20 protein-coding genes are annotated in these 22,532 nt (G+C 32.7%); 4 read left to right on the forward strand and 16 right to left on the reverse strand.

What is annotated here, in order from left to right:
- Positions 1 to 84: 84 nt before the first annotated feature.
- The 7 genes from HNP35_RS10100 to truA all read right to left on the reverse strand — a co-directional run bounded on the left by HNP35_RS10100 (position 85) and on the right by truA (position 7,555).
- Positions 85 to 834 carry a DUF2314 domain-containing protein gene (locus HNP35_RS10100; RefSeq protein ID WP_184161003.1) on the reverse strand — a complete coding sequence of 250 codons (750 nt, stop codon included), beginning with the start codon at positions 832 to 834 and terminating at the stop codon, positions 85 to 87.
- 225 nt (positions 835 to 1,059) lie between these two features.
- Positions 1,060 to 2,448: a dihydrolipoyl dehydrogenase gene (lpdA, locus tag HNP35_RS10105; RefSeq protein ID WP_184161006.1), complete on the reverse strand. Its 1,389-nt coding sequence runs from the start codon at positions 2,446 to 2,448 to the stop codon at positions 1,060 to 1,062.
- 439 nt (positions 2,449 to 2,887) lie between these two features.
- A complete protein-coding gene (locus HNP35_RS10110) occupies positions 2,888 to 3,472 on the reverse strand; it encodes an NUMOD4 domain-containing protein (protein ID WP_184161009.1) in 585 nt (194 codons plus the stop codon).
- A gap of 399 nt (positions 3,473 to 3,871) precedes the next feature.
- Complete coding sequence (locus tag HNP35_RS10115; protein WP_246453434.1) at positions 3,872 to 4,165, reverse strand: ubiquitin-like protein; 294 nt, start codon at positions 4,163 to 4,165, stop codon at positions 3,872 to 3,874.
- A gap of 352 nt (positions 4,166 to 4,517) precedes the next feature.
- A complete protein-coding gene (locus HNP35_RS10120) occupies positions 4,518 to 4,808 on the reverse strand; it encodes a ubiquitin-like protein (protein ID WP_221433436.1) in 291 nt (96 codons plus the stop codon).
- A 180-nt stretch (positions 4,809 to 4,988) separates the two neighbouring features.
- Positions 4,989 to 6,743 carry an ABC transporter ATP-binding protein gene (locus tag HNP35_RS10125; RefSeq protein ID WP_184161012.1) on the reverse strand — a complete coding sequence of 585 codons (1,755 nt, stop codon included), beginning with the start codon at positions 6,741 to 6,743 and terminating at the stop codon, positions 4,989 to 4,991.
- A 77-nt stretch (positions 6,744 to 6,820) separates the two neighbouring features.
- Positions 6,821 to 7,555: a tRNA pseudouridine(38-40) synthase TruA gene (gene truA / locus HNP35_RS10130; RefSeq protein ID WP_184161015.1), complete on the reverse strand. Its 735-nt coding sequence runs from the start codon at positions 7,553 to 7,555 to the stop codon at positions 6,821 to 6,823.
- 505 nt (positions 7,556 to 8,060) lie between these two features.
- Here truA and HNP35_RS10135 point away from each other — a divergent pair.
- Entirely contained in the window at positions 8,061 to 9,977 is a 1,917-nt protein-coding gene (locus HNP35_RS10135; protein ID WP_184161018.1) for an SPFH domain-containing protein, read from the forward strand.
- A gap of 182 nt (positions 9,978 to 10,159) precedes the next feature.
- Positions 10,160 to 10,654 (forward strand): metallophosphoesterase family protein, encoded by a 495-nt coding sequence (locus HNP35_RS10140; RefSeq protein ID WP_184161021.1) that lies wholly within the window; start codon positions 10,160 to 10,162, stop codon positions 10,652 to 10,654.
- Positions 10,655 to 10,657: 3 nt separating this feature from the next.
- Here the strand turns inward: HNP35_RS10140 and HNP35_RS10145 are convergent, their stop codons facing one another.
- From HNP35_RS10145 to HNP35_RS10155, 3 genes are all read right to left on the reverse strand, one after another.
- Positions 10,658 to 11,332, reverse strand: a complete 675-nt coding sequence (locus HNP35_RS10145; RefSeq protein ID WP_246453436.1) for a sensor histidine kinase — start codon at positions 11,330 to 11,332, stop codon at positions 10,658 to 10,660.
- Between the two features lie 229 nt (positions 11,333 to 11,561).
- Positions 11,562 to 12,221: a response regulator transcription factor gene (locus HNP35_RS10150; RefSeq protein ID WP_184161027.1), complete on the reverse strand. Its 660-nt coding sequence runs from the start codon at positions 12,219 to 12,221 to the stop codon at positions 11,562 to 11,564.
- Positions 12,222 to 12,369: 148 nt separating this feature from the next.
- Positions 12,370 to 12,780, reverse strand: coding sequence for a DUF4293 domain-containing protein (locus HNP35_RS10155; RefSeq protein ID WP_184161031.1), 411 nt, complete (start codon positions 12,778 to 12,780; stop codon positions 12,370 to 12,372).
- 184 nt (positions 12,781 to 12,964) lie between these two features.
- Here HNP35_RS10155 and rho point away from each other — a divergent pair, with 184 nt between their 5' ends.
- Positions 12,965 to 14,815 (forward strand): transcription termination factor Rho, encoded by a 1,851-nt coding sequence (rho, locus tag HNP35_RS10160; protein ID WP_184161033.1) that lies wholly within the window; start codon positions 12,965 to 12,967, stop codon positions 14,813 to 14,815.
- Positions 14,816 to 14,988: 173 nt separating this feature from the next.
- On the opposite strand, the gene HNP35_RS10165 is transcribed toward rho, so the two are convergent.
- The 4 genes from HNP35_RS10165 to HNP35_RS10180 form a co-directional block, all read right to left on the reverse strand.
- A complete protein-coding gene (locus HNP35_RS10165; protein ID WP_184161036.1) occupies positions 14,989 to 16,005 on the reverse strand; it encodes a M28 family peptidase in 1,017 nt (338 codons plus the stop codon).
- 8 nt (positions 16,006 to 16,013) lie between these two features.
- Positions 16,014 to 17,015, reverse strand: coding sequence for a DUF3667 domain-containing protein (locus tag HNP35_RS10170; protein WP_184161039.1), 1,002 nt, complete (start codon positions 17,013 to 17,015; stop codon positions 16,014 to 16,016).
- A 39-nt stretch (positions 17,016 to 17,054) separates the two neighbouring features.
- Positions 17,055 to 17,828 (reverse strand): dienelactone hydrolase family protein, encoded by a 774-nt coding sequence (locus tag HNP35_RS10175; protein ID WP_184161042.1) that lies wholly within the window; start codon positions 17,826 to 17,828, stop codon positions 17,055 to 17,057.
- Between the two features lie 108 nt (positions 17,829 to 17,936).
- Entirely contained in the window at positions 17,937 to 18,389 is a 453-nt protein-coding gene (locus HNP35_RS10180) for an Lrp/AsnC family transcriptional regulator (protein WP_091491630.1), read from the reverse strand.
- 223 nt (positions 18,390 to 18,612) lie between these two features.
- Here HNP35_RS10180 and rocD point away from each other — a divergent pair, with 223 nt between their 5' ends.
- Positions 18,613 to 19,866 (forward strand): ornithine--oxo-acid transaminase, encoded by a 1,254-nt coding sequence (gene rocD, locus HNP35_RS10185; RefSeq protein ID WP_184161044.1) that lies wholly within the window; start codon positions 18,613 to 18,615, stop codon positions 19,864 to 19,866.
- Between the two features lie 104 nt (positions 19,867 to 19,970).
- On the opposite strand, the gene HNP35_RS10190 is transcribed toward rocD, so the two are convergent.
- Entirely contained in the window at positions 19,971 to 21,593 is a 1,623-nt protein-coding gene (locus tag HNP35_RS10190; protein WP_184161047.1) for a sulfatase-like hydrolase/transferase, read from the reverse strand.
- Positions 21,594 to 21,795: 202 nt separating this feature from the next.
- Positions 21,796 to 22,509, reverse strand: coding sequence for a rhodanese-like domain-containing protein (locus tag HNP35_RS10195; protein ID WP_184161050.1), 714 nt, complete (start codon positions 22,507 to 22,509; stop codon positions 21,796 to 21,798).
- Positions 22,510 to 22,532 lie beyond the last annotated feature (23 nt).

Below are 22,532 nucleotides of genomic sequence, written 5' to 3' on the forward strand. Positions count from 1 at the left end.
AAATGTTATTAAAAATCAATTTTATTTCTCATAGAATCCAGTAAAAAATCCGATTTACCTTGGCAAATCGGATTCTTTGATTTTTTATTGTAGTAAGGGAAGTAAATGATCCCATTTTAATTCTTTTGCATAATCTAAGGCGGTTTTGCCAAATTGATTCTTTGCTTTCAAATCGGCACCAGATTCTACTATAATTTCAACAGAACTCCTATTTCCAGCAATTGCTTCGCGGTGTAGAAATGTATAGCCTAAATCATCTTTCCCTGAAATTTCTTCAGGATTGTTTTTTAGAAATTCAATAAGACTTTCTTTCATGTTTTTGCTCATCGGATGTTCGATCAGGTTTTCTGGATTTTCTTTTTGTTCATTAACCACTAGAATGTCATTGAAATCACCAAAATCTAATCCCCAAGCTTCATCATGAGATTCTCTTTCTTCATCGCTCATTTCAGAACGCATCGCCTGAATTGTAAAAGCTCCGTAAGTTTTACCATTGATAGCAAATAACCAATCACTGATTTGATTGACTGGAATTGCTATTTCATCTCCATTATTTACGTTTGTTAATTCGTCTGGATCGTTTACTAAGATTCCGTAAATGTTTTCACCATCAAAGTTTACATCATTAATCCACATATGTTCAACAACAGTTTCTCCGTCTATTTCCTGAGTAAAAGCTAGTTTTACGCAAGCAACATCCAATCCCGGAATTATGCGTCTGTATTCCCAAGATAATTCTCTCCAGAAGTATTTAAAGGTTTCTTGAGCTTTTCTGTAAGCTTCGATCATTTTTGGATTTTCTCCGTCGGCGTAGAATATTTTTGTTTCTTCCATTAGAATACATTTTATATGAATTATAAAAGTAATCTTTTTATTACTTTAAATAAAGCCGTTATTTTATCTTTTTGATTTTTTTAAGTTTTGTTAACCTTAAAACGAAGATCTTTTGAAACAAAAATGGAGAGATGTAAATGATAGAAATAAAAAAATCCGATCTACTTTCGTAAATCGGATTTTTATAAATTGAAAAATTATATATAACCGTAAAACGGTATATTTTTACAAGTGGATTACTTCGCCGTAAGCGTCAGCTACAGCTTCCATAACAGCCTCGCTCATTGTTGGGTGAGGGTGGATAGATTTAAGGATTTCGTGACCAGTAGTTTCTAGTTTACGAGCTACAACTGCTTCAGCAATCATATCTGTAACACCAGCACCAATCATGTGGCATCCTAACCATTCTCCGTATTTTGCATCGAAGATTACTTTTACGAATCCGTCAGCATTTCCAGCAGCTTTTGCTTTTCCAGAAGCTGAGAATGGGAATTTACCAATTTTTAATTCGTAACCTTTTTCTTTTGCTTGTTTTTCAGTTAAACCAACAGAAGCGATTTCTGGAGTAGCATAAGTACAACCAGGAACGTTTCCGTAATCGATTGGGTCAACGTGTAAACCTTTGATTTTTTCAACACAGTTGATACCTTCAGCAGAAGCTACGTGTGCTAAAGCTTGACCTGGAGTAACGTCTCCAATTGCATAGTATCCTGGAATATTAGTTGCGTTGTAAGCGTTTACTAAGATTTTATCTCTATCAACAGCGATACCAACTTCTTCTAATCCGATATTTTCAATGTTTGTTTTAATTCCAACTGCAGAAAGTACGATGTCAGCTTCTAAAACTTCTTCTCCTTTTGCTGTTTTAACGAAAGCTTTAACTCCAGCACCAGTTGTGTCAATACGCTCAACTGAAGAGTTAGTCATTACTTTAATTCCAGATTTTTTCAAAGAACGCTCAAATTGTTTTGAGATATCTTCATCTTCTACAGGAACTACGTTTGGCATAAATTCTACGATAGTAACATCAGTTCCCATTGAGTTGTAGAAGTGAGCGAACTCAACTCCAATTGCTCCAGAACCAACAATAATCATAGATTTTGGTTGAGTTGGCAATGTCATTGCCTGACGGTATCCAATTACTTTTACACCGTCTTGTGGTAAGTTTGGTAACTCACGAGAGCGAGCACCAGTAGCGATGATAATGTGATCAGCGCTATATTCTGTAACTTTATTATCTTTATCTGTAACGTCAAGTTTTTTTCCTGGTTTTAGTTTACCAAAACCTTCGATAACGTCAATTTTGTTTTTTTTCATTAAGAACTGAACTCCTTTGCTCATTCCTTCTGCAACACCACGGCTACGTTGAATAACAGCTGGGAAATCTTTATCGAATTCAGAAACTTTCAATCCGTAGTCAGAAGCGTGTTTTAAATAATCAAAAACCTGAGCAGATTTTAAAAGTGCTTTTGTTGGAATACATCCCCAGTTAAGGCAAACTCCACCAAGATTTTCTTTTTCTACTACAGCTACTTTAAAGCCTAATTGAGAAGCTCTAATCGCTGTTACATATCCTCCAGGACCACTTCCTAAAACAATAACGTCGTATTTCATTTTTTTTGTTTTTAGTATTAACTATCGAAAAATGAAGTCTACAATTCCGAAACTCATCTTCCGATTTATTCTTTTGTTATTTGTGATTGCGAATTTAAGGATTTATTTTAAACGAACGTCTGAAAATTTGTTTTTAAAAACATAGATTTTGACCTTTTCACAGAAAATGAAGTAATTGTGAATTGTAAATTGTGAATTGTAAATTGTGAATTCTGAATTGATTTTTGTGATTTTGGAAATAAATCTAAAAAAGTTGTCAGTTTTGAATTGGCAAGCTGATAAACGTATGATATGATTAATAATTACAAAACGTCTAGTCTAAAAAAAAAATAAGCCACAGATTATTAGGATTAAAATGATTTAAAAAAATCTGTGTTAATCTGTGTAATCTGTGGCTTTTATAACTATGTTTTATGAATTAATAATTCACAATTAATAATTAAATTTTCACGTGTCCCCAGTTTTCTCCACTGGCAATTCTTCTGATTTGCATTTCGCTTACGCCAAATTGTTTGGCAATCATTTTAAGACGTGTTTTTTGTTCAGGGCGCGCTAAGATTTTTTTAATTAACATCACTTTTGTGGTTGTTAATTTTCTTCCGTCGGCTTTTAGATTATGTTCGATTAGGTTTTTTTTCGCCTGAATAACGCGTGGACTTTTACGACTGTGTGCCATCATTTCCTGTTTGGTTGCCCAACGTAAATTGCTGATGTCATCGTTGCTTCTGTTGTAATCCAGATGCAGTACATAAGTTTGATCTTCTGAATCTTTCGGAATAAAATATTGAGCAACTAATTTATACAAGAAGAGGTATTTGTTTACGATTTTGTCGTCTTTTTTAACCTTAAAACGGAAAGTTGGATATCCGTCACTTAAGCCACCTTTTAGTATTCGGCCGTTTTCAATTTCGTCAGTAAAACTTATTAATCTTCCTCTGTTTGAAATGGCATATTTTAATTGTAATGAGGCGTTTATTTCTATTTCTTTAAATTGTTCGTTTGGATAAAATCTGTTTTGTGGCATATTCTTTTACATTTGATTTCTATACTCTCAAAGATAAATAATAAACCAAAAATTTCGGCTATCTACTTGATACTGAAATGTCAATTTTATGATTTCTATAACGCTATTTTAACGTTTTGAAATCATTTTGACAGTTTTTAGTCGGATTTTAAATCACAAATTGTGAAATATGCAGTTTTTTAATTTTGGAACAAACGTCAATTTTAGATTAAATTAGCATTATTTTATTGGTCAAAACCGAGTTTTCAATTTAATGATTTCCTTTTTGTTCATGGAAAAATGCATATATATGATTAGAGTGGAATTAGAATCTATTAAAAAATTATAGAAAAAAAAGGGTTTGACTTTAATTAAAGTCAAACCCTTCTGGTTTTAATCCTATTTGCTTTGAGAAACAAATTAATTACAAGGAGGAGTTCTAAGAACCATATGCACTGTAGTTTCTTTAGGAATGTTATAATCAGATAGTGTTCTACCGTCTTCAAGCTGTTTTCCTGCATATATTATTCTTTGGCATTCAACTGGAATTCCTTCCTTGTCAAATATTTTAGCCTTAAGATTATCAATAGTATCTGAACTTTCAATTTCAATTGTTATGATCTTCCCAGTCAAAGTCTTTACAAAAATTTGCATTGAGAATGCATTAAGCGAAAACGCTAAAAATAAAACGATAAAAAGTAATTTTTTCTTCATGGTATTTTTTAAAAATGATTATTTATTCATCAAACTTACATGTTTATTTGTAGGAATACAAGTAATGTTTTTGAGAAATATTAAAATGAATTTTCCCAAAATATAGTAGATTTTTGTGTTTTTGGTGTTTTAATTCTTGTAAGATTTTGAATTTAAAGTATATAGGAAATTTCGTAAAATTAATTAGCTGCTGAAAATTGCATCAGATTCGAATGAATAAAAATTTAAAATCAATTCTACGGTTTTATGAAAAAAGGGTTTAACCTTTTAATTAAAGTCAAACCCTACTATTTTATTATTGTACACTTTTTAGAAGTGTGTTTTTGTTTTTCTCTATAAGAAAAATTATTTTTTACATTGACTTTCTAATAACTAGATGTATTGTACTTTCTTTTTGAATGTTATAATCTGATAATGTTCTGCTGTCTTCTAGTTGTTTTCCTGCAAATATAAGCCTTTGCGAATCAGGAAGAATTCCTGTTTTGTCCATTATTTTAAACTTGATATAATCAATGGTATCAGAGCTCTCCACCTCAAGAGTTATAGTTTCTAAAGAACCAACAACTTTTACAAAAATTTGCATTGAGAATGCATTCGCTGAAAAGGCTAAAAAGAAAACGAGAAACAGTAAATTTTTTTTCATAAGTATTTTTTAAAAATGATTAATTAATTTTTTAAAGATACTTATTTATTTGTAAGAATAAACGTTTAATTTTAAATTATATTAAAGTAATTTTCTTAATATACATGAAGAGATAGTCCTTTTAGCGTATTAATTTTTTGTGAGATTTTGACAATGAATAATGTAAGTGATTTCGTAATGCTAATTAGCGACCGAAAATTGCGAGTCGTATAAGTTTTTGTAATAGCCGTCAGTTTTAGTGAGTAATTCCTGATGTGTTCCTTGTTCCACAATCAAACCTTTGTCCATTACTACAATTTTATCTGCATTTACAATTGTTGCCAATCTATGCGCAATGATAATAGAAGTTCTTCCCTTTGTAATTGTTTCTGTTGCGCGCTGAATCATTTCTTCAGAATATGTATCAATAGAAGAAGTTGCCTCGTCTAAAATCAAAATACTTGGGTTGCTTACATAAGAACGTAAAAAAGCAATAAGCTGACGTTGTCCAGATGAAAGCATAACACCGCGCTCTTTTACATCAAAATCATAATTATTTGGAAGGTTCATAATAAAATCATGCACACCAATTTTCTTCGCGGCATCAATTACCATATCTCGGGTAATTTCCTGATTATGTAAAGTGATATTATTGAAAATCGTATCGGCGAACAAAAAAACATCTTGTAAAACGACAGCAATTTGTTTTCTAAGAGAAGCCAGAGTATAGTCTTCTATATTTTCTCCATCAATACAAATTGTACCACTGTTGATTTCGTAAAAGCGATTCAATAAATTAATAATCGTAGATTTTCCCGCACCAGTCGAACCAACAATTGCTACTGTTTGTCCAGCCGAAACCGATAAATCGATTCCTTTTATCACTTCTTCTTCCGGAATATAGCTAAAACGAACGTCTTTAAAATCAATTCTTCCATTAAAAACAGGAGCTTCAATTTTTCCTGTATCCTGAATATGATCTTGTGTGTCAATAATATCAAAAACACGATTGGCAGCAATCATTCCCAACTGCATCTCGTTAAATTTATCTGCAATTTGTCTCAGCGGATTAAATAGCATTCCGATGAACATTGTATACGAAAACAAATCTCCAAAAGTGGTAAAATGATCTCCGTTTAAAATTCTGAAACCGCCATAAACCACAACTAATCCTAAAGTGATAGAAGAAATAATATCGGCAATTGGAAAGAAGATCGAGTTGTACAAAATGGTTTTAATCCAAGCCACTCTATGTTTGTTGTTGATTTCTTTGAAGTTTTCGGCTTCGATTTTTTCGCGATTAAAAAGCTGTACGATTTTCATTCCTGTTACGCGTTCTTGCACAAAAGAATTCATATTAGCAATCTGCGTTCTCACTTCCTCAAAAGCAACCTGCATTTTACGTTGGAAAATTCTCGTAACATAAACCAAGATTGGCATTGCAACAACCACAATCCAAGTCAGTTTCCAGTTCATGTAAAACATAAAAATCAGTACGACCATCATTTTCATCAAGTCGCTTATAATCATAAATAACCCTTGACTGAAAATACGTGCAATCGATTCAATATCTGAAACGGCTCTAGTAACCAATTGTCCAACCGGTACTAAATCGAAATATTTCATTCTAAAACTCAGAATGTGTTTGAAAAGTTTAGTTCGAATGTCTTTTACAATATCCTGTCCGAGCCAATTGGCCCAATAAACAAAATAAAACTGAGAGAAAACCTCCATCAATAAAACCACTCCCATTAAAATGATATACATTAATAAGCCCATTTTATCATGAGTTTTGATGTAACCATCAACCGTTTCTTTTAATAAATAGGGACGGAGTGCAGCGAAAATAGAAAGTGAAACGGCAAATACAATTACGCCGTAGTAACGCCATTTATAAGGCTTTGTATATTTTAAAATTCGTTTGAATAATCCTGTATCGAATGCTTTTGCTTTCATCTATTTTTTTATGCTTTAAGCAATAGGCTTTAGGCTATAGGCGCAAAGATTAAAGCTTAATGCCTACAGCTTACAGCTTATAAATAATCGTAATCAATTTTGGTTAAATATAAACCATGTGCAGGAACCGAAAATCCCGCTTTTTCTCTGCTTTTGCTGGCAATGATATTTTCAAAATCCTCCAGCGTAATTTTATGTAAACCTATATTAATTAGAGTTCCAACAATGGCACGAACCATGTTTCTTAAAAACCGATTTGCAGAAATCGTAAATATAAGTTTTCCTTTTTCTTGTTTCCAAAATGCTTCAAAAATTGTGCAATCAAAAGTATTGACATCTGTATTCACTTTTGAGAAACATTGAAAATCGGTATGTTTCAATAGTAACTGAGCTGCTTCATTCATCAAATCAACATCTAATTTTTGAGTTACATACCAACTCAATTCCTGTAAAAACGGATTCTTAACCGTATTGATATGATATTCGTAAGTTCGTCTTGTAGCATCAAATCGGCAATGCGCATCGTCATGAAGCAGAATAATATCAAAAATGGCAATGTCTTTTGGTAAATAAGAATTCAGTTTATGAACCAATACAGAAACGTCCAAAGTTTTTTCAGTATCAAAATGCCCAAACATTTCAGTTGCATGTACGCCAGTATCTGTTCTTCCAGCACCCATAATACTTATGGGTTCATTCAGTAAAACTGAAAAAGCTTTATTTAAAGTTTCCTGAACGGAAGATGCGTTGGGCTGTATCTGCCAGCCATGATAATGTGTTCCGTTGTAAGCAAATTGAATAAAATATCTCATTTTAAGGGACAGAGGTTCTGAGGTGCAAAGGTACAAAGGTTTTTTTAAAAGATGCTAAGATTCTGAGTTGCTAAGGGGCTAAGTTTTTTTTTAGATACTAAGATCCTGAGATGCTAAGGTTTTGAGTTTTTTTACTATTTGTATCTGTAGAAATACGATGCATTGTATTGGTAAAAATAAATTGAAAATTATACATATATAATAGGTAGAATATCTTTGGTATTTTTTAAAATAAAAAACAGTCATTAAGATAAAAACTAAAAACAAAACTCGACATCTTCGGCCAGCAGAATGATGAAACTAGTGTTAAAATCTATTAAAACGCAAAATGCAAATCACAGTTGACAGAGCAAAAAAACGTGTCAGAAAACGAAAATTCCAACGATGGAAACGAAGCTGTTTTTTAACATTTTTTGCAAGAAAAACTTCAAATGTTAATTTTTAAAATATTTCATTTTAACAGGAAATATTTCTATTATGTTTGTGCTACTAAATATCAAAAACTATGAATGAAATTACTTCTTATTGGTGGATAATTTTAATCTTATTCGCTATTGTTTTTTACAAATTTATTTTGCGTGTTTTCTTCGGAATGGTCATTGTTCCTGAGGATAAAATTGGTTTAGTAACCAAAAAATTCGTTTTATTTGGAGCGGATAGGTCGCTCCCAGATGGCAGAATTATTGCTACAAAAGGAGAAGCTGGATATCAAGCTCAAACACTGGCTCCGGGATTGTATTGGGGAATGTGGATTTGGCAGTATTCAATTGATATGACAGGTTTCACAATTATCCCAGAAGGTAAAATTGGTTTGGTTTTAAGTAAAGACGGTAAAGAAATCCCAACCGGAAGAATCTTAGCCAGAAAAGTAGAAAGTGATAATTTTCAAGATGCCACTTCTTTTCTAAATAATGGAGGGCAAAAAGGACGTCAAACGGCTTTTATTACTACTGGATCATATCGTATAAACACATTCTTATTTGAAATTGTAGTTGCAGATCAAATCAAGATTTACGAAAACATGATTGGTATTGTGACAGCTCTTGATGGTGAGCCGATTCCGCAAGGTCAGATTGCGGGTAAATTTGTGGATGATCATAACAACTTTCAGGATTTTGACAAATTTTTAGAGCATGGCGGAAATCGTGGTTTGCAACCGCAAGTTATGTTAGCAGGTTCTTATTACATTAATACATGGGGAATTTTAATAGAACAAAATCCAATGACAGATGTGCCAATTGGTTACGTTGGAGTTGTGATTTCTTATATTGGAGAAGATGGTCAAGATGTTACGGGAGATACGTTTAAACATGGAAATATTGTTTCGAAAGGGCAGCGAGGTGTTTGGATGGAACCTTTTGGGCCAGGGAAATATGCCTTGAATAAGTATACAACAAAATTGGAAGCAGTTCCAACAACGAACTTGGTTTTAAACTGGGCAAATGCTAGAAGCGAATCACATGATTTGGATAAAAATCTTTCTACAATTACAGTGCGTTCAAAAGACGGTTTCCCATTTAATTTGGATGTTGCGCAAATTATTCATGTTCCCGCAGCAGAAGCACCAAAAGTAATTGCACGTTTTGGAAGTATGAATAACTTGGTTTCTCAAGTTTTAGAACCAACAATTGGTAACTATTTTAGAAACTCAGCTCAAGATAGCGATGTGATTTCGTTTTTGACAACAAGAAAAGAACGTCAGGAATCGGCAAAAAATCACATTAAATTAGTGCTTGATGAGTATAACGTAAATGCTGTAGATACTTTGATTGGTGATATTGTTCCGCCAGATTCTTTAATGAAAACTTTGACAGATAGAAAACTGGCAGAGGAGGAGCAAAAAACTTATCAAACCCAAAGAATGGCACAAGAACAGCGTCAAGGAATGGAAAAAGAAACTGCAATTGCTGATATGCAGAAAGAAATTGTTCGTGCATCACAAAGTGTTGAAATTGCGCAAAGAACCGCAGACGCAACTGTTAAAAAAGCGGAAGGTGATGCAACCAGTTTGAAACTGAATGTAAATGCAGAAGCAGAGGCTACAAAAATGCGTGCGAACGCAGAAGCCGAAGCTACAAAAGCAAGAGCGGGAGCACAGGCCGAAGCAACTAAGCTAAATGCAAGTGCAGAAGCAGAAAGAATTTCTAAAACAGGTTTGGCCGAAGCCGAAAAAATTATGGCAATTGGTAAATCTACTGCAGAATCTTATCAATTACAAGTTAGCGCAATGGGTGGAGATAATTTTACCCGTTATAAAGTTACTGAGGAAATTGGTAAAGGGAATATCAAAGTAATTCCAGATGTCTTGATTTCTGGAAACGGTGGTTCTGATGGTTCTATTAGTGGTTTGTTAGGATTAAAACTAATGGAAATGATGGATACTAAAGAATTAAAAGAAGGGAAAAACCCTAAAAAACAATAAATCTTTTAAAGGTTTAAATCTCAAAACCGATTTGCGAAAGCAAATCGGTTTTTTTATTATGCTAAAAACATAGAAGTTCATCTCTAAAGAAAAAACTTAGCCTCTTACAATCTTAGTTCCTTAGTGTCTTTAAAAAAAATCTCAGTATCTTAGCTTTTCAGAACCTTAGCTCCTTCGAGAAAATGACCAAAATCCTACTTCTTTCCGATACACACAGTCATATTGATGACACAATTTTAAAATATGTAAATCAAGCCGATGAAGTTTGGCATGCTGGAGATATTGGTGATTTGGTTGTTACGGATACTATTAAGAAGCTAAAGCCTTTAAGAGCCGTTTACGGTAACATTGACGATGCAAAGGCAAGAATGGAATTTCCTTTAAACAATCGTTTTTCATGCGAGAATGTTTCGGTTTGGATTACACACATTGGTGGTTATCCAGGGAAATATAATCCGAATGTAAGAGAAGAAATGACTCAAAATCCGCCAAAACTTTTTATTTGTGGACATTCGCACATTTTGAAAGTCATGTTTGATAAGAAAAATAATTTACTGCATATGAATCCGGGAGCTGCTGGAAAAAGCGGATTTCATAAAGTAAGAACTATGCTTCGTTTTGTAATAGATGATGATAAAATAAAAGACTTGGAAATTGTCGAAATTGGAGCAAAGTAATTTTTAATGCGGTAACGGAATTTGGATCTTTATTTGAGTTCCTTCGTTTTCTTTTGAGGTAATTGAAATGGTGCCTTTATATTTTTTGATTCGAGCTCTAATTCGGTTTAAACCAAAACCTTCTAAATCTTTTGGCTTCTGAGTTTTAAAACCAATTCCGTCATCATCAATACGGAGAATCAATAAATTGTTTTTCTCAATTAGAGAAAGGTTGGATTCTTTTGCGTCGCTATGTTTGATAATATTGTTGAATAACTCAGTTACTATAAAGTATAACTTCATTTCAAATTTTTCGGTGTATCTTTTATTTGTGGGAATAGAACTTGAGAATTTGAAAACAATAGCCGAATTGGAGTTTTTTTCGCATAAATCTTCCAAAGCGTAAATCAATCCAAAACGAACTAAAAGAGAAGGAACTAAATCGTGCGACATGTCTCGTAAAAGTTCATGAGCTTGAGATAATATAGTTTTAGCTTTATGAATTTCTTCAGATTTAATTTCGTGCTGTACTGTAAAAGTGTTTAAGTGTAATCCAGCAGACGAAAGTAATGAGTTTATGTTGTCATGAAGAAAAGAAGCAATTTTTTTTCGTTCAATTTCTTGAGAATCAATGCTTGAATTGATAATGTTGAGCAGGATTTTTTGCTTCGTGTCTTTTCGTTTTATTTTTTCTTTCAATTTGTTGTTTTGGTACAAAAAGTAAAATAGAAGAAAAAGGATAATAATAAGTATGATTGATAAACTAACTATCTTTTTGTCTGTTAATTTATTGGCTTCGTTGATTTGATTTGCAGCAATGGTTTCATTCTTATATATGCTTGCTAATTGTTGAGAAAGAACGGTCCCTTTTACAGCGAAAGAAAAAAATAAGCATAAGAGAAAATGAAAACGAAACATAAATGCTGTTTTATGAATTTATCAAATTGTTTTTAAGGGCATATTTTACTAAGCCAATTGTGCTTTTTATGTTTAGTTTTTTCATAATATTCTTGCGATGCGTTTCTACAGTATGTGAGCTAATGAAAAGTTTTTCACTAATTTCTTTTCCACTGTATTCCAAAGCAATTAATATGATGATTTCAATTTCACGTGGGCTTAAAATGGGATTTTCGATTGCTGCATTTTGGTTTAGTTTTGGATTATCTTTAAAAGTGTTGAAGATTTTTTTTCTAACTGCGTCGCTAAAATATTCTTGACCTTCATGAACAGCTTCAACAGCTTCAATAATATTTTCGCCAGCGCAGTTTTTAGTTAGATAGCCTTTAGCACCTAGTTTCATGACTTCTTTGATGATTTTTAAATCATCATAACTAGACAGAATAATCACTTTACAAGTAGATTTTTTGTCTTTGAATTCTTTTAAAGTTTCAATTCCATCTTTTTTAGGCATACTGATATCTAGAATTAGAACATCAGCTTGATCTAAAATGACATCGTTGTAAACTGTAGTGCCATCAAGAGAGCTTCCTGCTACTTCAAAATTAGGAACAGTTTTTAATAAATTAGAAAGTCCATCAATCAATACCTGATGATCATCAGCGAGATGAATCTTTATTTTTGACGTCATGATTATTTGAATTTGAAAATGCAAATTTATCATGAAAAGTATATTTGTATTATACTCTTTAAGCTTGATTTATAATATAATAGGGCATAAAAAAACCCGAATAGTTAAATTCGGGTTTTCTTCGCACAAATAAATTAAGTTTATAGGTTTACCTCAAACGATCTACAGATTTTACAAGATCTTCGTCCTTCTTGATGGCTTTATTAGCTAAAACTAATAACACGATAGCAACAATCGGCATAAACATCCCAATACCTTTCTCAGAGACTTCTGCCTCTCCAGATAAATTTAGTGATCGATATACAAATAATCCTAATAAAATTAAGTTTAATATTATGTTTAGTCTGTTTAAAACAAACTGATTTTGTCTCTTTTTAAATGAAATTATACTAATAATGCTAAGCATAGTTGTTAAGCCTAATAAAACAGTATAAAGTTGGTCCTGCATAAAAAAGAAAGGCTTTCCTGCGGCAGTTGTCCATAAAGGAACAAAAAGCATTAAAATGCCAGTTGCTGCAAAAGCTAAAATTAAATATACAGTTTGAATTCTTTGTATCATGGTCTAAAAATGTTTTACAAAAATATATTTTCTTTTTTTAAAATACTATTGTATGATTAAATTTTATTCGTATTATTGCATCATAATACCGTAAGCACTTCATACTGCGGTCAATTCAAATTAATTATCTACCTATTCTTTTTACAGTATTTCCTTTTAAAATAATTAAATTCATAGAATATTCATGTTTGATATTTCTGCATTAAAAGAAATGAAGCTTTCTGAGCTTCAAGAAATAGCTAAGTTAGCTAAAACAATTAAGATTAATGGTGTCAAAAAAGAGACTTTAATTAGTCAGATTTTAGCTCACCAAGAAAGTACTCTTGCGCCTGCAGAAGCTCCTCAAACAGCTGTAGTTTCTGAATCAAAAGAAGAAAAACCAAAACGTGCTAGAATTGCACCAGCAAAAACTAAAGCAGCAAATACCAAAAATACACCCGTTTTAGAATTTGATAAAGTAGAGGAAACTGTTCAAAAAAATGATATTGCTGAAACGACGCAGCCAATTGCTGAAACAACGCCTGTAGAAGCACAAGATAATAAATCATCAGTAGCAAAGAAAGAGCCTAAAATTGTAAAATTCAATAAGTCGGCATATGAGAAGAAAGTAGCACTGAAAAAAGAAAAAGTAGTAGCAACAAAAGAAGCTACAGCAGAACCAGTTTTAGAAACTGCTACAACAGAGCCAGTTATTTCAGAACCAACTGCTGAAACTGCTGAAAAAACTCCAGCCATTGCTCCTGCAAAAAAGATCAATCCGAATCAGAATAAAAATCAGAACCAGAACCAAAATCAAAACCCGAATCAGAATCAAAATCAAAACGGGAATGGTAATGGAAACGGAAATCATAACAATCAAAATCAAAACCCTAATCATAAAAATAAAAAAAGCAATAATTTCAGAGATTCAGATTTTGAATTTGATGGAATTATAGAAAGTGAAGGTGTTCTTGAAATGATGCCAGACGGTTACGGTTTTTTACGTTCATCAGATTATAATTATTTAGCTTCTCCAGATGATATTTATTTGTCAACTTCGCAAATTAGATTATTTGGTCTAAAAACTGGAGATACAGTAAAAGGAGTGGTTCGCCCTCCAAAAGAAGGAGAAAAATTTTTCCCTTTGGTTCGTGTATTAAAAATTAATGGACACGATCCGCAAGTTGTTCGTGATAGAGTTTCTTTCGAACACTTAACACCAGTTTTCCCTTCAGAAAAATTTAAACTTGCTGAAAAAGGAAGTTCAGTTTCAACTAGAATTATAGATTTGTTTTCTCCTATTGGTAAAGGACAGCGTGGTATGATCGTTGCTCAGCCAAAAACGGGTAAAACAATGCTTTTAAAAGATATTGCAAACGCAATTGCAGCCAACCATCCTGAAGTATATTTAATTGTTTTGCTTATTGACGAGCGTCCAGAGGAGGTTACAGATATGCAAAGAAGTGTTCGTGGCGAGGTTATCGCTTCAACTTTCGATAGAGAACCGCAAGAGCACGTTAAAATTGCCAACATTGTTCTTGAAAAAGCAAAACGGTTGGTAGAATGTGGACACGATGTTGTAATTTTATTAGATTCTATTACACGTTTGGCTAGAGCTTACAATACAGTTCAGCCAGCTTCTGGAAAAGTTTTAAGTGGAGGTGTCGATGCTAATGCATTACAAAAACCAAAACGTTTCTTTGGAGCAGCTAGAAATGTAGAAAACGGAGGTTCTTTAAGTATCATTGCAACTGCATTAACAGAAACGGGTTCTAAAATGGACGAAGTAATTTTCGAAGAATTTAAAGGAACTGGTAATATGGAACTTCAATTAGACCGTAAGATAGCCAATAAACGTATTTTCCCAGCAATCGATCTTACTTCTTCAAGTACACGTCGTGACGATTTATTATTAGACGAAAAAACATTGCAAAGAATGTGGATCATGCGTAAATATCTTTCTGATATGAACCCAGTAGAATCTATGGATTTCGTGAACGACCGCTTCAAGAAAACCAGAAATAACGAAGAGTTTTTGATTTCTATGAATGACTAGTAAAGGTGCTAAGGTTCTGAGATGCTAAGATTCTAAGTTTTTTTTAGTGTCTTTTAGAATAAGAGCCGAAGATATATTATAAAAAAAGGATGAGTTTTACTCATCCTTTTTTTATAATCGTTTTAAAGAAACCTTAGAACCTTAGAACCTTAGAATCTCAGAACCTTAGTAACTTATTTTTTATCCACTACTGGTCTATTTTCTCTATTGGCTAAATCCCAAGCAATTGAGAAAGCTAATTTTGTTCTTTTTGTTAGAGCATCGTATTCGATTTTTTCTGCTGTATCGTCTTTACCGTGGTAATCTGCGTGAACTCCATTAAAGAAGAAAACAGAAGGAATGCCATGTTTTGCAAAGTTGTAATGGTCAGAACGCTCATAAAAATGATTTGGATCTTTAGGATCATTAAATTTAAAATCTAAGTCCATTTTAATGTATTTCTCATTTTGAGCTACAACAGCATTATGTAAGTCTGAAGATAATCTGTCAGCACCAATTACATATACATAATTGTTGGTGTTTGAATGTTCAACATCGCGACGGCCAATCATGTCGATATTGATATCGGCAATTGTATTGGCAATTGGAAATAATGGGTTTTCAGAATAGAAACGAGATCCGTGTAATCCATGTTCTTCTCCAGTTACATGAAGAAACAAAATAGAACGTTTTGGTCCGTGGCCTTGTTTTTTGGCTTTCGCGAAAGCTTTAGCCATTTCTATAACTGCTACAGTTCCAGAACCATCATCGTCGGCTCCATTATAAACTTCACCATTTTTAATTCCAACGTGATCGTAATGAGCAGAAATTACTAAAATTTCATCTGGTTTTTCAGAACCTTCAATGAATGCCCAGATATTTTCAGAGTCAGCTAAATTCTCGTTACGTCTTGCATTTAAGTATGATGCAGGAATGTGCTGGTAATAATCTTGAGCTCCTTTTGGAAAAGATACACCGCTTTTTTTGTATTGTTCAATCATATAAAGACCTGCTTTTTTCTGTCCTGGAGAACCAGTTTCACGGCCTTCCATTTCGTCAGAAGCAATAGTATAAAGCATTTTTTTAAGATCTTTTTCAGAAATAGCATTAATGTATTTTGTTGGATCTGAGTTGTCTTTGTTTGCTGTTGACTGCGAGGTTTTACATGAATACGCAGAAACAACTAATAATAAAAGGAGTAATTTTTTCATTCCTATAGTTAGTGTAAATTAATAAATGTGTAAAGAACGTAAAGGGTTAGTAAAAATAAAATAAAAAGTGAGTTTATTATGAATAAACAAACGCTTTTAGCAAACGATACAATTCTGGATTCACCATAAAAACGGTGATGTGCAGGATAAAAATAATAACACATCCAAATTGTGCCAATAAAGGTTGTAATTCCTGATACATACGTTAATGGACTTTCGTTTCCAAAAAGACCAAGAAGCCTATCAATTATAAACATAATAAGAAAAATGAGCAGCAGAAATGAAAAATAATGGAGGGTAAAAATTCCGTGGTCAAAATAATACCATTTCTTTTTGTTGTGGAAAAGCCACAAGAAAAAAGCAAAAAATGGCATGACTATAAAGAGAATTTTAGGTAGATTATGAAAGAAAGCTTCAATAAATTTTTCAATGATTTCTCTTTTGGTATATTTTTCCGTAACATGAACGGCTTTTTCATAAACCCAATAAGTTGTCGCATTTAGTTTTTCGCTTTCCTTTCCATATTTCTGAATTGAATCAATTTCTTTCATTGGTTTCAAATGAAAATATGATTTGTCGACGGTTTTTGACTTTAAATATGATTTTTCTTTCCAGCTTTCTTTTTCTCTGCTAATTTCTTTTTCAAAATTAGAAGTGATTTCTTTGTCATTTTTCGTTAGATCCTCAGTTATTTTACTTGGAAACATTGCAATCAATAAAAAAGTAATAAAACTGATAAAAATATAGAGTCGCACAGGCGCTAAATACGACAAACGTTTTCCTGAAAGATATTCTTTGGTAAGAGTTGAAGGTTTAAAAAGTAAGTTTTTAATCGTTTTCCAAAAGGCATTTTCGTAATGCGTTAAATCTTCAAAAAAATGAATAAATAAATGATGAAAAGTTTTTCGGCTGTCGCTATTTTCTTGTCCGCAATTTGGACAAAATTTTTGTTCTACAACGTGTCTACAATTTAAACAGGTTTTATCTTCTCTAATTTTGTTGTGTGACATTGAACTGGTTTGATTAATTTGTTTTTGGTTGGGGTGGTATTATTTCTTTAAAACTTCGTTTAAGAAAAGCTGTAAATGATCAAAAGATCTTTTTGCAGCAACAGCATTATAAGCAGCACCTTTAGAGTTGTCGCTTCCTGCTTCTGGATTGGTAAACGAATGAACAGAATTTGCATAATAAATCATTTGCCAATCTGCTTTCGAATCTCTCATTTCTTGTTGAAATGCCAATATCTCATCTTTTGAAACAAATGGATCATCAGCTCCATGACAAACTAAAACTTTAGTAGAAATTGATTCAATTTTTCTACTGGCATCTTTGCCTAAACCGCCATGAAAAGAAGCGACACCTTTTACGTTTAGATGACCTCGAGCAGCTTCTAAAACGCCAGTTCCGCCAAAACAATATCCAATGGCAACTATATTGTCTGCATTTGCACCCGATTTTACTAATTCTTTTAAAGCTGTATCAATACGTTTTTGGTAAGCTTCATAATTTGTTTTATAAAAACCAGCTTGTTTTCCTGCTTCTCTAGTATTTTTTGGATAGTTTCCTTCTCCATAAATATCGGCGATAAAGACATGATAACCTAGTTTAGATAGTTCTTCTGCAATGCCTTTGGAAGCATTGTCAATTCCGAGCCAAGCTGGTAAAAGTAAGATTCCAGGATTGTTGGCGCTTTTTTTGGCAGATTTAATAAAAAAGCCATTTAATTGCTGGCTGCCTTCAGTATATTTTACAGGTTTTAATTGTGCGTTCATAAGGTTAGAAAATAAGATTGCACTGAATAAAATTAGTACGGTATTTTTCATAATTATACAATTTTTAACAAATATCAGAAATATTATGTTACAAAAAAACCTCACAAGTAAAATCTTGTGAGGTTTATAACCAAAAATTTTCAGTCTATAAAAATATATTTATAGTGAAATATTTCTTTTAAATGCACAACCTAATTCTACAATAGAATCGGTTTTATCAATACCCGGAATTCCGTCAATTTTTTCATAAAGAATACGGCGCATATGTTCGTGATTTTTGGCAATGATTTTAATGTATAAAGTAAAAGAACCTGTTACATAATAACATTCTGTAATTTCCGGAATTTCCTTTAAAGCTTCAATAATTCGTTCAGAATCAGAATCTTTGTTTAGTGTAAGCCCCGTAAAAGAAGCCCAATCGTATCCAATTTTCTTTTCCTGAATTATCGGCTTTATACCACCAATAACACCTTGTTCTATCATCCTGTTAATACGCTGGTGCACCATTGTATTTGATATTTTCAAATTGGTGGCAATGGCAGAAAAAGCCATTCTCCCGTCTTTTTCCAATTCTTTAATAATACTAATATCAAATTCGTCTAATAAATCCATTCAATGATAATCTTTTAAAATCTGTTGTTGCTAATTTATAAAAGTAATTATTTTTTTTAATAATGGATTATAAAACTGGTTTTCTATTAAAAATAAATATTGTCTTTTTGTTGTTGTGAAATATAATTTTTGACTTTAAAATTGTTATTTTTAAGTCAAAAATAAATTTTTAAAGCGCTTTTTAATTTAATTTTGATATTTTTGTAAAAATAAAAAGCAGATTATGATAAGTACAGAAAAAGCACTTTCGTCAAAATCAGAAGTTTTGATTGAAAAAGAGAATAAATATGGAGCTCACAATTACCATCCGCTTCCAGTAGTTTTAGAGCGCGGAGAAGGAGTATACGTTTGGGATGTTGATGGCAAAAAATATTATGACTTTTTATCGGCTTATTCTGCGGTAAATCAAGGTCACTGTCATCCGAAAATTGTAAATGCAATGGTGGAACAAGCACAAAAACTGACTTTGACTTCTCGTGCTTTTTACAATGATAAATTAGGAAACTACGAAGAATACGTAACCAAATATTTTGGTTTTGATAAAGTTCTTCCAATGAATACAGGAGCTGAAGCAGTTGAAACAGCTTTGAAAATTTCTAGAAAATGGGCTTATGAAGTAAAAGGAATTCCTGAAAATCAAGCGCAGATTATTGTGTGCGAGAATAATTTCCATGGAAGAACCACTACAATTATTTCATTTTCTAATGATGAAACGGCTCGTAAAAACTTCGGACCTTTTACAGATGGTTTTATCAAAATTGAATATGACAATCTTGAAGCACTTGAAAATGCTTTAAATTCATCAAAAAATATTGCTGGATTCTTAGTAGAGCCAATTCAGGGTGAAGCAGGAGTTTATGTTCCTTCTGAAGGTTATTTAGCGAAAGCGAAAGCACTTTGCGAAAAACATAATGTTCTTTTTATTGCCGATGAGGTGCAGACAGGTATTGCGCGTACAGGAAAATTATTGGCGGTTCATCACGAAAACGTTCAGCCTGATGTTTTAATTTTAGGAAAAGCAATTTCTGGTGGAGTTTATCCAGTTTCTGCTGTTTTATGTAATGATGAAATCATGAACGTCATTAAACCAGGTCAGCACGGATCTACTTTTGGTGGAAATCCTGTTGCAGCGGCCGTTGCAATTGCAGCTTTAGATGTAATTAAAGACGAAAAATTAGCCGAAAACGCAGAACGTCTTGGCGTTATTTTAAGAGACGGATTGAATAAAATCGCTGAGAAAAATAATTTAATTACGCTTGTTCGCGGAAAAGGACTTTTGAATGCTATCGTAATCAATACTGACGAAGAATCTGATTTGGCTTGGGTAATCTGTTTAAAATTTAGAGACAACGGATTATTGGCAAAACCAACTCACGGAAATAAAATCAGATTGGCGCCACCTTTGGTTATGACAGAAGAGCAAATTAAAGATTGTCTTGAAATTATCGAGAAATCTTTAAACGAGTTTAGAGATTAATCATCTTACTAAATATTTATAAAAGAGGCGATTGTATTTTGTACAATCGCCTTCTGTTTATAATTACTTAAAATATCAAAAAAAGTAATTATTTCTTTAAGTCATTACAAATCAACAAAGTATTTCTGTTTTCCAAAATCGAATTCATAATAAGTTAGATTAGGCCAAAGTGGTTTTATTAATCCTTTTTCCCAAGTCTGTAGTGCAGTTTGTAATTCTTTAACCTTTTCAGGATTTTTTGAAGCCAAATCGATATTTTCAGATTTATCTTTGGCAAGATTATAAAGCCATTTTTCGTGTGTTTTACCGCTTATAACCAATTTCCAATCGCCGCTTCTTATGGCTTTTGCGTCGCCCGAACGCCAATATAAATTTTGATGAGCGACTTTATTTTCATTCACCGTTTTTATTAAATCGACACCATCATAAATTCTGTCTTTTGGTAAATCAGAACCAATTGCAGCGGCAATTGTTGTAAAAAAGTCCAAAGTACTTACAGGTGTTTTGTAAACAGTATGAGGTTTAATTTTTCCTTTCCACGAAAGTGCAAAAGGAACATTTATTCCGCCTTCGAAATGAGAAAATTTTCCGCCTTTTAATGGAGCGTTTGTTGTAGCAAAAGTATAATCGGCACCGCCATTGTCGCTTGCAAAAATGATTAGAGTATTTTCTTCAAGACCTTCTTTTTTTACTTTTTCACGGATTCTTCCAATCGCATCATCGAGCGCACTGATCATAGCAAAATAAACACGTTTGTTTTCGTCTTTTACATTCGGAAAACGATCGTAATATTTTTTACGAACCTGAAATGGCGTGTGTGGCGCGTTAAACGGAATGTAAAGTAAAAAGGGTTTCTTTTTGTTTTTGTCAATGAAAGCTTCAGCTTCTTCGGCAAATTTTTCCGTTAAATAAGCTTTTTCGTCAATAACAGTTGTATCACGACGAATTTGCCCGATTCCGACACGACCTTTTCCCCAAATCATCTTATCAGTAAAATCTTTATGATGATGATTGATAATATCTGGATTGTTGTCTTCTGGAGCAAAAAGCGAAAATGCTTGATAAAATCCATAATGATAATCGAAACCGCGATCTAAAGGAAAGAAACCTTTGTTGTGTCCTAAATGCCATTTTCCGATAATTCCGGTACTGTAACCTTGTCTTTTGGCCAAATCAGCAAAAGTAATTTCAGATTTCGGAAGCCCTTGTGTTTTAATAGAAGCATCGTTTGGGTATTCAATTTTATCATTCAATCTCCAATTATTGGTATTCATTACATACTTGAAAGCATAATATTCCAAGTTGTTTTTAGGGTAACGATCTCCTGGCTGATATTCGTGTCCGAAACGTTCTTGATATCTTCCCGTAATTAATCCAGCGCGAGATGGAGAACAGATTGCGGCAGAAGCATAGCCATCAGTAAAAGTGACTCCAGAAGCGGCCAAAGAATCAATTTGTGGAGTAGGTGTCGATTTTCCGCCGTAAAGCGAAATATCATATTTTCCTAAATCATCGGCAAGAAGAATGATAATATTAGGTTTTTTTGCTGAAAGTGAATCTATTGAAGTTTTGGAAGCTAAAAATGCTTTTTTCCCTTCTGCCAATTTTTGATCTTCTTTGACTAAAGTGCCATCGGTATTAATTGGCCAAAAAAGAAACGCCGCGAGAATGAGAAGCACTATTAAAATGGGTAGAATTATTTTGGTTATTTTTTTATAGTTAGCCATATTTTGGTGAGTTATTATTTTTTGAATTTTGTTTTTGCGTTGTTTAATTTTTTCATGCGCAGTTTGTCAGGCTGAGCGAAGTCGAAGCCCACACAAGTAGCTCCGTCCCAAAAAAAATAAATCGTTGTAAAGTTTCTAACGTAGGCTTCGACTTCGTTCAGCCTGACACGATTACAGCTAAATTTATACTGAAATTAGATTATCACTTCGAAGCCAAAACCACATCAACATCATTTTTCAAATCGCCTAATCCATCTTTTTTGAAAACAATTTTATTATTTTCATAAAGAATCAGAGTAGGGAATACCTTTACGGTTTTTAGATCGGCAATAACCTGCGGACTTTCTTCTAATTCTATTTCAATGATTTTTAGCTTTTCTCCGTATTGCGATCTAATCGATTCTAAAATTGGTTTAACTGTTTTACAAGTTGCGCAGTATTTTGAACCAATATCGACCAAAACATAATTATTAGAAGCGAGAATTTTTTTGTATTCGGCCAATGATAATTTACTTTTTAGATTGCTGTAAAACGGTTTTCCACCTCCAATCCAACTTGCGATTCCGCCTTCTAGAATATAAACTTCAGAGAATCCTCTTTTGGCTAAATCAGTTGATAGAAGTCCGCTTCTGTAAGCTGCAATTGAATAAATAAAAACCGGTTGTGATGGATTTAAAGCAGCAACTTGTTTCTCATAATCTTCAGATTTCAAATTAAAATTTACGGCACCTTCAATATGGTTTAAGGCAAACTCGTCTGGTCCGCGCGCATCTATAATTTGTAGTGTTTTTTGATTTTTAATTTTCGAATAAAAAGCATCCAATAATAAATTGGCACTTTTTCCTTGAGAAAAAACAGCAATGCTAAACAGAAGAAGCAAAGTTGTAATACTGTTTTTAAGTATTTTATTTTTCATAATAGTAGAGTTTGGATAAAAAT

It is taken from the genome of Flavobacterium notoginsengisoli, assembly GCF_014207905.1.
In the GTDB taxonomy this organism is placed as follows: domain Bacteria; phylum Bacteroidota; class Bacteroidia; order Flavobacteriales; family Flavobacteriaceae; genus Flavobacterium; species Flavobacterium notoginsengisoli_A.

Bases quoted from the DNA above. Each gene is read 5' to 3' on its own strand.
- HNP35_RS10180 (WP_091491630.1), bottom strand. From the start codon at position 18,389: ATGGATTTATTAGACGAATTTGATATTAGTATTATTAAAGAATTGGAA.
- HNP35_RS10125 (WP_184161012.1), bottom strand. From the start codon at position 6,743: ATGAAAGCAAAAGCATTCGATACAGGATTATTCAAACGAATTTTAAAA.
- truA (WP_184161015.1), bottom strand. From the start codon at position 7,555: ATGAGATATTTTATTCAATTTGCTTACAACGGAACACATTATCATGGC.
- HNP35_RS10110 (WP_184161009.1), bottom strand. From the start codon at position 3,472: ATGCCACAAAACAGATTTTATCCAAACGAACAATTTAAAGAAATAGAA.
- HNP35_RS10190 (WP_184161047.1), bottom strand. From the start codon at position 21,593: ATGGCTAACTATAAAAAAATAACCAAAATAATTCTACCCATTTTAATA.
- HNP35_RS10100 (WP_184161003.1), bottom strand. From the start codon at position 834: ATGGAAGAAACAAAAATATTCTACGCCGACGGAGAAAATCCAAAAATG.
- HNP35_RS10175 (WP_184161042.1), bottom strand. From the start codon at position 17,828: ATGAAAAATACCGTACTAATTTTATTCAGTGCAATCTTATTTTCTAAC.
- HNP35_RS10135 (WP_184161018.1), top strand. From the start codon at position 8,061: ATGAATGAAATTACTTCTTATTGGTGGATAATTTTAATCTTATTCGCT.
- HNP35_RS10120 (WP_221433436.1), bottom strand. From the start codon at position 4,808: ATGAAAAAAAATTTACTGTTTCTCGTTTTCTTTTTAGCCTTTTCAGCG.
- HNP35_RS10115 (WP_246453434.1), bottom strand. From the start codon at position 4,165: ATGAAGAAAAAATTACTTTTTATCGTTTTATTTTTAGCGTTTTCGCTT.
- lpdA (WP_184161006.1), bottom strand. From the start codon at position 2,448: ATGAAATACGACGTTATTGTTTTAGGAAGTGGTCCTGGAGGATATGTA.
- HNP35_RS10170 (WP_184161039.1), bottom strand. From the start codon at position 17,015: ATGTCACACAACAAAATTAGAGAAGATAAAACCTGTTTAAATTGTAGA.
- rho (WP_184161033.1), top strand. From the start codon at position 12,965: ATGTTTGATATTTCTGCATTAAAAGAAATGAAGCTTTCTGAGCTTCAA.
- HNP35_RS10155 (WP_184161031.1), bottom strand. From the start codon at position 12,780: ATGATACAAAGAATTCAAACTGTATATTTAATTTTAGCTTTTGCAGCA.
- HNP35_RS10165 (WP_184161036.1), bottom strand. From the start codon at position 16,005: ATGAAAAAATTACTCCTTTTATTATTAGTTGTTTCTGCGTATTCATGT.
- HNP35_RS10140 (WP_184161021.1), top strand. From the start codon at position 10,160: ATGACCAAAATCCTACTTCTTTCCGATACACACAGTCATATTGATGAC.
- rocD (WP_184161044.1), top strand. From the start codon at position 18,613: ATGATAAGTACAGAAAAAGCACTTTCGTCAAAATCAGAAGTTTTGATT.
- HNP35_RS10150 (WP_184161027.1), bottom strand. From the start codon at position 12,221: ATGACGTCAAAAATAAAGATTCATCTCGCTGATGATCATCAGGTATTG.
- HNP35_RS10195 (WP_184161050.1), bottom strand. From the start codon at position 22,509: ATGAAAAATAAAATACTTAAAAACAGTATTACAACTTTGCTTCTTCTG.